At 66.9% G+C, this 12,091-nt stretch carries 10 protein-coding genes; 7 read left to right on the plus strand and 3 right to left on the minus strand.

Annotated elements, in window-relative coordinates; all coding sequences use genetic code 11:
• Nucleotides 1-16 precede the first annotated feature (16 nt).
• The 3 genes from NDN01_RS23240 to pdxH are packed head-to-tail and all read right to left on the minus strand — an operon-like array spanning nt 17 to nt 2,327.
• Nucleotides 17-811: a PhzF family phenazine biosynthesis protein gene (locus tag NDN01_RS23240; protein ID WP_272624509.1), complete on the minus strand. Its 795-nt coding sequence runs from the start codon at nt 809-811 to the stop codon at nt 17-19.
• The gene (locus NDN01_RS23245; RefSeq protein ID WP_272624511.1) at nt 808-1,752 is read right to left on the minus strand and encodes a cation diffusion facilitator family transporter; all 945 of its coding nucleotides are present in this window, start codon (nt 1,750-1,752) and stop codon (nt 808-810) included. Before NDN01_RS23245 ends, NDN01_RS23240 begins: the two co-directional genes overlap by 4 nt.
• Nucleotides 1,749-2,327: a pyridoxamine 5'-phosphate oxidase gene (gene pdxH / locus NDN01_RS23250; protein WP_272624513.1), complete on the minus strand. Its 579-nt coding sequence runs from the start codon at nt 2,325-2,327 to the stop codon at nt 1,749-1,751. Before pdxH ends, NDN01_RS23245 begins: the two co-directional genes overlap by 4 nt.
• Before the next feature lie 153 nt (nt 2,328-2,480).
• On the opposite strand from pdxH, the gene ku reads away from it, so the two are divergent.
• From ku to fabI, 7 genes are all read left to right on the plus strand, one after another.
• Complete coding sequence (gene ku / locus NDN01_RS23255) at nt 2,481-3,374, plus strand: non-homologous end joining protein Ku (protein WP_272624515.1); 894 nt, start codon at nt 2,481-2,483, stop codon at nt 3,372-3,374.
• Entirely contained in the window at nt 3,367-5,868 is a 2,502-nt protein-coding gene (gene ligD, locus NDN01_RS23260; protein ID WP_272624517.1) for a DNA ligase D, read from the plus strand. Before ku ends, ligD begins: the two co-directional genes overlap by 8 nt.
• A gap of 67 nt (nt 5,869-5,935) precedes the next feature.
• Nucleotides 5,936-8,422 (plus strand): circularly permuted type 2 ATP-grasp protein, encoded by a 2,487-nt coding sequence (locus NDN01_RS23265; RefSeq protein WP_272624519.1) that lies wholly within the window; start codon nt 5,936-5,938, stop codon nt 8,420-8,422.
• Nucleotides 8,419-9,309: a transglutaminase family protein gene (locus NDN01_RS23270; RefSeq protein ID WP_272624521.1), complete on the plus strand. Its 891-nt coding sequence runs from the start codon at nt 8,419-8,421 to the stop codon at nt 9,307-9,309. The genes NDN01_RS23265 and NDN01_RS23270 overlap by 4 nt, the downstream gene beginning before the upstream one ends.
• A gap of 69 nt (nt 9,310-9,378) precedes the next feature.
• On the plus strand, nt 9,379-10,311 hold the full coding sequence (locus tag NDN01_RS23275; protein WP_272624522.1) for a DnaJ C-terminal domain-containing protein: 933 nt from the start codon (nt 9,379-9,381) through the stop codon (nt 10,309-10,311).
• A 7-nt stretch (nt 10,312-10,318) separates the two neighbouring features.
• On the plus strand, nt 10,319-11,287 hold the full coding sequence (locus NDN01_RS23280) for a YihY/virulence factor BrkB family protein (RefSeq protein WP_272624523.1): 969 nt from the start codon (nt 10,319-10,321) through the stop codon (nt 11,285-11,287).
• Entirely contained in the window at nt 11,284-12,087 is an 804-nt protein-coding gene (gene fabI, locus NDN01_RS23285; RefSeq protein WP_272624525.1) for an enoyl-ACP reductase FabI, read from the plus strand. The genes NDN01_RS23280 and fabI overlap by 4 nt, the downstream gene beginning before the upstream one ends.
• Nucleotides 12,088-12,091 lie beyond the last annotated feature (4 nt).

The following is a 12,091-nucleotide window of genomic DNA, read 5'->3' on the forward strand; positions in this document are numbered from 1 at the left end:
TCGGGAAGACATTGCCCTACAGGAAGAAAACCCCCTCGATCACCGTCAGGCATGTCCCGCCCAGGATCACCCGGTCGCCATCCAGCCGGCAGGTCAGCCGGCCGCCGCGCGGGCTCGCCTGGAAGGCGGTGAAGCTCTCCCGGCCAAGCCGCTTTGCCCAATAGGGTGCCGACACCGCATGGGCGGAACCGGTCACCGGATCCTCGTCGATCCCGGCGCCCGGCGCGAACGCCCGGCTGACGATATCGGTCGAGTCGCCCGGCGCGGTAACGATGGTCAATATGTTGCCCTTGGCGGCGAGCGCGCGGAAATCGGGGGCCAGCGCGCGGACCAGCGCCTCGTTCTCCAGCACGATCAAGGCGTAGTGTCCGGGGTGCCACAAGGTCTCGACCACGCCCTGTGCGCCCAGAGCAGCGACGATCTCGGGCAGTTTCAGCGGAGAGGGTGCCCAGGCCGGCAGCGAGAGCTCATAGCCGTCGCCCGCGCGCCTCACCTCAAGCACGCCTGCCCTGCGGGTGCGGAAGCGCACAGCGTCGATCGAGGGATCGCCCGACAGCACGAAATGCCCGCTTGCCAGCGTCGCATGGCCGCACAGCGCCGCCTCGGTCGCGGGCGTGAACCAGCGCAGCTCGAATTCAGCTTCCCCGCTCGCGTCTGGCAGGAGGAAGGCGGTCTCGGCCAGGTTGTTCTCGGCGGCGATCGCCTGCAGCACCGCGTCGCCGGGCCATGCGGCCAGCGGCATCACCGCGGCGGGATTGCCCGTGAAGGGCGCGCTGGCGAACGCGTCGATTTGCGCGAACGGAATCCTCAAAGGCGCTTGCCGAACCAGTGCGGAGTCACATCCGCCTCGATCAGCGGGTTGTCGGTGTCGATATGCCCCTCCGGGTCGAGATGGATCAGCACTTCGACCTTGGGGAATTGCTTGCGGATCTTCGCCTCGACCGCGTCCATCACGACATGCGCATCGGCCACCGTCATCTGCGGCGCGACATACATGTGGAACTGCGCGAAATCATGGCTGCCCGACCGGCGGGTGCGGAAATCATGGATGCCGCGAAGCTCCGGATGCTGCGCTGCCGCCTCGATGAAGCGCTTGCGCTCCTCCTCCGGCCATTCCTTGTCCATCAGTTGGTCGATCGCGTTGCTCGACGCGCGAAACGCCCCGAAGGCGAGCCACGCGGCGATGACGATGCCGAACAGCGGGTCGGCATTGCTCCAGCCGACATATTGGTCGAGCACCAAAGCGAGGATCACCGACCCGTTCAGCAGCACGTCGGACTGGTAATGCATATTGTCCGCCATGATCGCGACCGATCCGGTGCGGCGGATGACGCTGCGCTGATAAACCAGCAGCACCAGCGTCGCGAGGATCGCGACGATCGATACGCCAATGCCGAAGTCAGCATCCCGCGTCGGGTTGCTCTCGCCGAACGCCAGGATCGCCCGCCACGCTATGGCGGCTGCCGACGCGGTGATCAGCATGACCTGGAACAGGGCCGCCAGCGCTTCCGCCTTGCCATGGCCGAAACGATGGTCGTGATCGGCCGGCGTCGCGGCGAGGCGGACGCCGTAGAGCGTGACCAGCGAGGCGAGCAGGTCTAGCCCGGTATCGGCCAGCGAGCCGAGCATCGCGACCGATCCGGTATGCCACGCGGCGTATCCCTTCAGCGCTAGCAGGAACAGCGCCATCGCCACGCTGGCGATGGCGGCGCGCACGGCATAGGGAATGGCGCGGCGCTGGTCCTCGGTCACGGGTATAGCAGCCCTTCGCTCCAGCCGTCTCCGGCGTGGACGAACAGGCGGCGCTCGTGAAGCCGGTGCGCGCAGTCCTGCCAGAATTCGATCCGGTCCGGGGTCAGCCGGTATCCGCCCCAATGCGGCGGCCGTGGCACGTCGCGGCCTGCGAAGCGTGCCTCGACCTCCGCGAACCGCGCCTCGAACGTGTCGCGTGCATCAAGTGGCCGCGACTGGTCGGACGCCCAGGCGCCAAGTTGCGAGTCCCGGCTGCGGCTCGCGAAATAGGCATCGGATTCGGCGTCGGTGGCGAAGGCCAGGCTGCCCTCGATCCGGATCTGCCGCCGAAGCGACTTCCAGTGGAACAGCAGGGCCGCGTGCGGATTGGCCGTCATCTCGCCGGCCTTGCGGCTCTCGCGGTTGGTGTAGAAGACGAAGCCGTCGGGCCCATGGCCCTTGAGCAGGACCATTCGTACGGAGGGGCGCCCGTCGCCGTCCGCCGTGGCCAGCGCCATCGCGTTCGAATCGTTCGGCTCGGTCTCGCGCGCCTCGGCGTACCAGGCATCGAACAGCTTGAAAGGGTCTTCCACCATGGCCTGAGCTTTACGGCCGGCTCGATCCACTGTCGAGGAACGGAACGACGCCGCGTCTCCGATTCTGGGGGCCGGCCGGCACGGGGGCGATGCGCAGCGGAACGAGTCCGCTGCTCATCGATTGAATCGGTTTCGCAACGAAGGAACCGGCACATGGCCGCACGCGCCTATTGGCAGGGACAGATCAGGCTGGCGCTCGTCTCGATCCCAGTCGAGATCTACACCGCGACCAAATCCGGCGCGCAGATCAGCTTCAAGCAGATCCACGAACCGACCGGCAAGCCGATCCATTACGAGAAGGTGGTGACCGGCGTCGGCCCGGTCGACACCGACGAGATCATGAAGGGCTTCGAATATGAGAAGGGCGAGTTCGTCCTGCTCGAACAGGACGAGATCGACGCGGTGAAGCTCGAGTCGAAGAAGACGCTCGAGCTCACCCAGTTCGTCGATGCCGCCGAGATCGACGTGCTCTATTACGAAAAACCCTATTTCGTCGTGCCGGCCGACGAACTCGCCGAGGAGGCGTTCATCGTACTGCGCGAGGCGCTTCGGCGGACGAAGAAGGTCGGGCTCGGCCAGCTTGCCATGCGCGGCCGCGAATATGTGGTGAGCCTCAAGCCGTGCGGCCGCGGCATGGTGCTCGAGACGCTGCGCTATGCCGACGAGGTCAACAAGGCGCAGGGCTATTTCCGCGATATCCCGGATGCGAAGCCCGACGAGGACCTGATGGAACTTGCCCAGGCGCTGATCGAGAAGAAGACCGGGGCTTTCCATCCGCAGGACTTCCACGATCGCTATGTCGACGCGCTGAAGGAACTGGTCGAGCGCAAGCGCAGGGCGAAGGGCCGCAAGATCATCGAGGATACGAGCGACGAGCCGGCCGGCCGGTCGGGATCGAACGTCGTCGACCTGATGGCGGCGCTCAAGAAATCGATGGAGAAGCCGGGCGCCGCGCCCGCGAAGGACACCGCCAGGGCAAAGAAGCCGGCTGCCGGAAAGGCACCCGCGGCCCCGGCGAAGAAACCGGCGGCGAAAAAGCGTGCCTGATCGCGACCCCCTCGCTCGCTACAACGCGAAGCGCGATTTCGCGAAGACCGCTGAACCGGCGGGCACGCTCGCGCCCGGCCATGGCAACAGCTTCATGGTGCAGAAGCATGATGCGTCGCGCCTGCACTGGGATTTCCGGCTCGAAATCGACGGTGTCCTGAAAAGCTGGGCTGTGACCCGCGGCCCGAGCCTCGACCCGAACGAGAAGCGCCTGGCGGTCCGTACCGAGGATCACCCGCTCTCCTACGCGACGTTCGAGGGCACGATCCCCAAAGGCCAATATGGCGGCGGCACGGTGATGCTGTGGGATCGCGGCACCTGGTCCCCGATCAAGGGCAAGAGCGCGAAGGATCTGGACAAGGGCCATCTGCACTTCGTGCTCGATGGCGAGCGGATGAAGGGCGAATGGTTGCTGATCCGCCTGAAACCGCGCGGCAAGGAGAAGGGCGAGAACTGGCTGCTGCGCAAGATCGACGATGCGGAGGCTGGTGGTACGGACACGCTGGTCGAGACTGCGCTGACCAGCGTCGCGACCGGTCGCACGATGATCGAGATTGCCGAAGGAAAAATCCTCCCCGGAACGGGGATGGGGGCCAGCGTCGCTGGTGGAGGGGTACCTGCCACGCGCACTACGCCCGCCGCAGCCCCCCTGCACCGTCTTCGGCGATCTCCCTCCCCTTCCCGGGGAGAATTGCCTGAACTCCGCGATTTCCAGCTCGCTACCCTGGTCGACAGTGTTCCCACCTGCAGCCGTTGGCTGCACGAGGTTAAATATGACGGCTACCGCGTGTTCATCGCTGTCGCCGGCACCAACGTAAAAATCTACAGCCGTTCGGGTCTCGATTGGACGGACAAATTCCCGGGCATCGCCGAGGCGGCGGCTACCCTGACGCCGGGCAGCGCGCTGATCGACGGCGAGGTCGTCGCCTTCCGCGACGGCAAGCCCAGCTTCTCGGCCCTGCAGGACGCGATCGCCATTGGCGGCGACATGACCCTGTTCGCCTTCGACCTGCTCGAACTCGACGGAGAGGACATCGCCGGCCTGCCCAATATCCAGCGCAAGGAACGGTTGCGGCCGCTGGTCGAGGGCGCCGATGCGCGGTTGCAGTTCGCCGAGCATATCATTGGCTCCGGCGAGCCTTTGTTCGAGACGATGTGCCGCGAAGGCTATGAGGGGGTGGTCTCGAAGCTCGCCGACGCGACCTATCGCGGGCAGCGCTCCAGGAACTGGCTCAAGGTCAAATGCACCAGGCGGCAGGAATTCGTGATCGTCGGCTGGACGCCGTCGGACAAGGCGCGCGGTTTTCGTTCGCTGCTGCTTGGGCTGAACGGGCCCGACGGTTTCACCTATGCCGGCAAGGTCGGCACCGGTTTCGATACCGGCATGATGATGGATATCAGGGCGAAACTCGCCCGGATCGAGCGCAAGACACCCACGGTCGAGGCCCCGCGCGCTGCGGTGCGCGGCGCGCATTGGGTGACGCCGAAGCTGGTCGCCGAGATCGCCTATACCGAAACCACGCCCGACGGCGTGCTGCGCCATCCGAGCTTCCTGGGATTGCGCGAGGACAAGACGGCAAAGGATGTCGTCGCCGAAAAGCCGGTCCCGATCGATCGCGCGCCGGTTGCCGAGGTACACGTGAAGGTCAGCAGCCGCGACCGGCTGATCTTCCCCGATTCGGACGTCACCAAGGGCGATCTTGCCGACTATTATGCGCTCATGGCGCCGGCCGTGCTTCCTTGGGCGGCCAACCGTCCGATCAGCCTGGTCCGCTGCCCGCAGGGCCGGGCGAAGCGCTGCTTCTTCCAGAAGCATGACGCCGGCACCTTCGGCGATCATGTCCATCAGGTGCCGATCCGGGAGAAGGACGGGTCGACCGAGAATTATCTCTATGTCGATGACGTCGATGGCCTGGTGGCGTGCGTGCAGATGGGCACGATCGAATTCCATGGCTGGGGATCGTCGGTGGCGACGCTCGAGCAGCCCGATCGCATGGTGTTCGATCTCGATCCCGACGAGGATCTTGGCTTCGACATCGTCAGGAAGGCGGCTGAGGATATCAGCAACCATCTCGCCGAGATCGGGCTCACCAGCTTCCCGATGCTGTCGGGGGGCAAGGGCGTGCATGTCGTGGTGCCGCTGACGCCCCGGGCCGAATGGCCGGCGGTGAAGGACTTCGCCGAACGCTTCGCCCGCGCGCTCGCTGCGGCCGAGCCTGACCGCTATATCGCGACCATGGCCAAGGCGAAGCGCAAGGGGCTGATCTTCATCGACTATCTGCGCAACCAGCGCGGCTCGACCGCCGTGCTGCCCTATGTCGCGCGGGCGCGATCCGGCGCACCGGTCGCGGCGCCGGTGAGCTGGACGGAGCTTCGCGATATCGACAATGCCCATCGCTGGGGCGTGCGCGACGGGGCCGAACTGCTCGAACGCGCCAGTTCGCGGGCGCTGGCCGGATGGGGATTCGCCGACCAGATCCTGCCCGACCTGTGATCTTTGTTGCACGCGCGAAGGGATTGTGGTCGAGTCGACGGGTTCGTAGGGGAACGCCCTCATCACCATGGCCACGCTCGCAGCCCCTTCTTTGCTCGATCCCAGCATCCATGCCGCGCGCTGGATTGCGGACTATTGCGCGCGGGAGAAACAGGGCGACGTGCTGTGCGCCGGCCATGCCGATCCGGCCTGGACCGCGATGTTCGAGGAACTGGCCGCCGTCGCCGGCGACGACCTTGCCCATGCCCGCGACCGGGTACAGCGCCACGCGGCCGATATCGGCACGGGTTTCCGCATCATCGGCGAAAGCGAGGAGCGCGCCTGGCCGCTGTCCCCCGTCCCGCTGTTGATCGAGGCCGACGAATGGGCCGGGATCGAGGCTGGCGTCGCTCAGCGCGCCGAATTGCTCGAGACGATCCTCGCCGATCTCTATGGCGATGCGAAACTGGTCGAGCGTGGCCTGATCCCCGCCACCCTGGTCGCGGGCAGTCCTTTCTTCCTCCGGCCGCTGGCGGGGCTGGTGCCGCCCGGCGGGCACCACCTCCATTTCATCGCGGTCGACCTGGGGCGTGGACCGACCGGCGAATGGCGCGTGCTGGCCGATCATCTGCGCGCGCCGGCCGGGGCCGGCTATGCGCTGGAGAACCGGCTGGCGATCTCGCGTACCCTGGGTGGGTTGCAGGGGCGGCTCAACGTCAAGCGGCATGCGCCGTTCTTCGCCGCCTATCGCGACGGGCTCGCCGCCGCGTGCCGCCGTGCCGATCCGCGCATCGGGCTGCTGACGCCCGGCCGCTACAATCCCAGCTATCCCGAACAGGCGCATCTCGCGCGCTATCTCGGGTTGCTGCTGGTCGAGGGTGCCGATCTCGCCGCGCTCGAGGACAAGCTCTATGTCCGCACGATCGGCGGGCTGAAGCGGGTCGATGCGATCTGGAACCGGCTCGATCCGCGCCTGCTCGATCCGCTCGCCTTCGATTCGCATTCCGGCATCGGCGTGCCCGGTCTGATCGACGCGATGGCGGCGGGCAATGTCGTCATCTCCAACGTGCCGGGCGCCGGCGTGCTCGAATCGCCCGCCTTCGCTGCCTTCCTGCCGATGCTCGCCACCCGCCTGACCGGCAACGACCTGCTGCTGCCCAACATCGCCACCTGGTGGTGTGGGCAGGACCAGGAGCGTGCTCGGGTGATCGAGGATCTCGACAAGCTGCTGATCGGTCCCGCCTTCGGTGTCCAGCCGCTTGGCCTCGACGGCGCGGCCCCGCGCCCCGGCGCCGAGATCACCGGTGCGGCGCGCGCGGTGCTGCTCGACGACATGGTCCGCCGGCCGCAGGACTATGTCGGGCAGGAGATCGTGCGGCTGTCGACCATGCCGGTCGTCACCGACGATGGCCTCGCGGCGCGGCCCTTCACGCTTCGCGTCTTCGCGGCGCGCGGTGCGGACGGCGGATGGGCGATCATGCCGGGCGGTTTCGCGCGGATCGGCGAGCACAAGGATCCCCGCGCCTCGGTGATGGGCGAGGGAAATTGGTCGGCCGATGTCGCCATTCACGGGGCCGAACCGGTCGCCCCGGTCTCGCTGCTGCCGCCGAGCGATTCGATCCATGTCCGCCGCAACCCGGGCACCCTGCCGAGCCGGGTGGCCGACAATTTCTTCTGGCTTGGCCGCTATCTCGAACGCGGCGAGGCGCTGCTCGGCATCATCCGCGTGATGCTGGGCAATTCCATCGATGCGGATGCCGGCGCCGCGCTGGGGCCGGATACGGTCGGGCGGCTGGTCGGCATGGCGGTCAATATCGGCGCCGCGCCGCATCCGGCGAGCCTGCGCCGTGCCGATCTTGCCTCCTTCGCGCGTACCGCGATGGAATCGGGGGAGGGCGGCTGGCACAGCGTCCGCGCGATCAACCGGCTCGCGCGCGGCATCGGGCGCGGCTCGCGCGACCGGCTCGCGGCCGATATGGTCAAGCTGCTCGACGCGCCGTTCCCGACCAAGGGCGGCATGCTCGACAAGGCCGGGTCGCTCCAGCGCCGCTATGCCGCGCTGTCCGGCCTTTCGGCCGAGCATATGGGGCGGACGGCCGCATGGCGTTTCCACGATCTCGGCCGCCGGCTCGAACGCGCGCTGACCGTGACGCGTGCCGTGCGGGTGTTCGGCATGGCCAACGGGACAGTCGACGACCTGTCGACCTTGCTCGACCTGGCCGACAGCCAAATCAGCTATCGCCAGCGCTATCTGACCGGTATCGCGCGGGTGCCGGTGGTCGATCTGGTCGCGCTCGATCCGGGCAATCCGCGCTCGCTCGCCTTCCAGGTCGATCGCATCTGCGAGCATATGCGCGCGCTGCCCGTGCTCGGCGACGACGGGATGGACGAACCGCAACAGGCGGTGGCGACCCTGCTTGTGTCGATCGTCTCGACCGCGACCGCCGCGACGCTCGACGAAAACGTGCTGGGCGATCTTGAGCGGCGTCTCTTCTCGCTGTCGGACGCGGTTGCGCGGCGCTACTTCCTCCAGGGCGCCGAGCCGCTGCGCGCCGGCGGGCTGACCCTGGCGTGATCTACGATATCCGCCACATAACGCGCTTCGACTATGGCGCCTCGGTCAAGTTCGCGCGGTGCAACCTGCGACTGAAGCCGATCCACTGGTCGGGCCAGGCATTGCGCGACTATCGCCTGACGATCAGCCCCTCGGGCCGCACCGCGCCGGCGCGCGCCGAGGCCGGGCTCGCCAATGTCATGCGGCTGGTGGTCGAGGAACCGGTCCGCCATCTGGTGATCGAAAGCATGTCGCGGATCCTGGTCGACCGGCCGGTGCCGATACCGTCGGACAGTGACCCGACTCTGGCGGAGGTGGCGATCGCCGCGCGGGCGAGTCGCGACGCCTCGCCCGCCGGACCCGCCAATTATCTCTTTCCCTCGCCGCTGATCCCGCTCGACCGCGATATCGCCGAATGGTGTGCGCAGGATCTCCAGCCTGATCGCCCGTCGCTCGAGGCGGCGATCGCGCTTGCCCGGCGCATCCAGAACGACTTCGCCTTCGATCCGGAGGCGACGCTGGTCGATACCGTGCCGCACGAGGCGTTCCGGAAGCGCGGCGGCGTCTGCCAGGATTTCGCGCAGATCATGATCACCGGGCTGCGCGCCGCCGGGCTGCCCGCCGCCTATGCCTCGGGCTATATCCGCACGATCCCGCCGCCCGGCCAGCCGCGCCTGGTCGGCGCCGACGCCACTCATGCCTGGGTGCTGCTGTGGTGCGGGCCCGGTCTCGGCTGGGTCGGGGTCGATCCGACCAACGGCATCTGGATGGCGGGCGACCATATCATCATGGCGATCGGCCGGGACTATGGCGAGATCGCGCCGATCGACGGGGTGGTGCTGGGGTCGGGCGCGCAGAAGATGGCCGTGTCGGTCGATGTCGCGCCGGTGCTTGAGGCGGTTGCCTGACGACCGGGGGGTTTGCGCTTCCGACCGCGATCCCCCAAATAGGCACCAGAATAGAAACAGAGGGCAAAAGTGGCCGATCCATATGCTACGCTGGGCGTGCAGCGCACCGCCAGCGAGGCCGACATCAAGAAGGCGTATCGGAAGCTCGCAAAGGAGCTTCATCCCGATCGCAACAAGGACAACAAGCAGGCGACCGAGCGGTTCAGCCAGGTCACCAATGCGTATGACCTGCTGACGGACAAGGACAAGCGCGCCAGGTTCGATCGCGGCGAGATCGACGGCGACGGCAACCCCGCATCGCCGTTCGGCTTCGGCGGCGGCGGGCAGGGCGGCTTCCGACCCGGCCCGGGCGGCGGCGGGTCGTCGTTCGAGGCGGACGGGCCCGATATCAGCGACATCTTCGAGGGCATGTTCGGCGGGCGGGGCGGCGGCGGCTTCGCCAGCGGTTTCGGCGGTTTCGGGCGCAAGCCCCAGCCCAAGGGCGCCAATGTCGCCTACAAGCTCAACGTTTCCTTCACTGATGCAGCGACGCTCAGCCCGCAGCGCATCACGCTGGCCGACGGCAAGACGATCGACCTCAAGCTGCCTGCCGGCCTTGAAAGCGGCGCGCAGATGCGCCTCGCCGGCAAGGGCCAGCCCGGGCCGGGCGGTGCCGGCGACGGGATGGTTACGATCACCGTCCAGCCGCACCGCTTCTTCGCGCGCGAGGGTGACGATGTCAGGCTCGACCTGCCGGTCACGTTGTCCGAGGCAGTGCTTGGCGCATCGGTGCGCGTGCCGACGGTAGAGGGCGCGGTGATGCTGACCATCCCGGCCGGCTCGACCTCGGGCAAGGTGCTCCGCCTGCGCGGGCGCGGCTTCCACAAGAAGGGTGGCGCGCGGGGCGACCAGCTCGTCACCCTGATGATCGACGTGCCGGCCGACGACGCCGCGCTGACCGAGTTCGTCCAGGGATGGAAGGACCGGGACAAGGGCAACCCGCGCGGGCATATGGGCGTTTAATCGCCCGATGCAGGAAGTTTCGCCCCAATCGCCCGAGGAGCGCCGCAAAAGGCCGGGTGAGGGGCAGACAAAGCTGAACCGGCGCATGGCGTTCGTACGGCCGGGCAGCTACGCGCGCGAGGTGCTGAAGCGCGTCGTGGTCGGTGTCTATACCGACGGTTTCGTCCATGCCGGCAACCTTGCCTATCTCTCGCTGCTGACGCTGTTTCCCTTCTTCATCGTCGCGGCGGCGGTCGCGCGACTGTTCGGCCAGACCGGCGAGGGCTTGCACGCGGTCGAGGCGTTCCTGCGCACCGTGCCGCCGGGCGTCGCGCAGGTGCTTCAGACGCCGATCACCGACGTGCTGACCGCGCGCTCGGGCTCGCTCCTCTGGTTCGGTGCGATCGTCGGCCTGTGGACCACGGCAAGCTTCATCGAGACGATTCGCGACATCCTGCGCCGCGCTTATGGGGTGAAGTCGATCCGACCCTTCTGGCAATATCGCCTCTGGTCGATCGGGCTGATCCTGACCGCGATGATCCTGATCCTCGTTGCCTTCAGCTTCCAGATCATGCTGCTCGCGGTCGAGCAGTTCATCGTGCGCGTGCTGCCCTTCGCGGCGGACGCGGCGACGGTCGTGTCGTTCAGCCGGCTCGCGCCGGGCCTTGCGTTGTTCGCGGCGCTCTACATGGTGTTCTATTCGCTCACCCCGCGGCAGTATCGCGAGAGCAAATGTCCCAAATGGCCCGGCGCGCTGTTCACTGCGGCCTGGTGGCTGCTGGTGACGGCGTTGCTTCCCGTCATTCTTGGCAGGCTAGGGAGCTACGACCTGACCTATGGCAGTCTGGCCGGCGTGATGATCGCGCTGATCTTCTTCTTCTTCGTCGGGCTCGGGCTGGTCGTTGGCGCCGAATTGAACGCAGCACTGGCGGAATCCGATGATGAGGGAGTAGAGGACCTCAGCGGCAGCAACAAAGAGGAGGCGGCAGCAGCGTGACGGGATTGATGCAGGGCAAGCGCGGATTGATCATGGGTCTGGCCAATGATCGGTCGCTCGCCTGGGGAATCGCCAAGAAGCTCAGCGAAGCAGGCGCTGAGCTCGCGTTTTCGTATCAGGGTGAAGCGCTCGAGAAGCGCGTCAGGCCGCTCGCCGAGCAGCTCGGCTCGACGCGTCTGATCGATTGCGACGTCTCCGACATGACAGCGCTCGACAATGCCTTTGCCGATCTGGCGAAGGACTGGCCGACGATCGACTTCGTCGTCCATGCGATCGGCTTTTCGGACAAGAACGAGCTGCGCGGCCGCTTTATGGACACCAGCCTCGACAATTTCCTGACGACCATGAACATCTCGGTCTACAGCTTCGTCGCGGTGGCGCAGCGGGCGGCGGCGATGATGACGAATGGCGGATCGCTGCTGACGCTCAGCTATTATGGCGCGGAAAAGGTGATCCCGCATTATAACGTCATGGGCGTGGCCAAGGCAGCGCTCGAGACCAGCGTGCAGTATCTCGCGGTCGATCTCGGGCGCGACAATATCCGGGTGAACGCGATCTCGGCCGGGCCGATCAAGACGCTCGCCGCCTCGGGCATCGGCGATTTCCGCCTGATCCTGAAGTGGAACGAGCTGAACTCGCCGTTGAAGCGCAACGTGACGATCGAGGATGTCGGCGGCGCCGGCCTCTATCTGCTCAGCGACCTGGCGAGCGGCGTGACGGGCGAGGTGCACCATGTCGATGCCGGCTATCACGCGATCGGCATGAAGGCGGAAGACGCGCCGGATATTGCATTGGTATAATTTT

It is taken from the genome of Sphingomonas sp. QA11 (assembly GCF_028473665.1).
GTDB lineage: Bacteria > Pseudomonadota > Alphaproteobacteria > Sphingomonadales > Sphingomonadaceae > Sphingomonas > Sphingomonas phytovorans.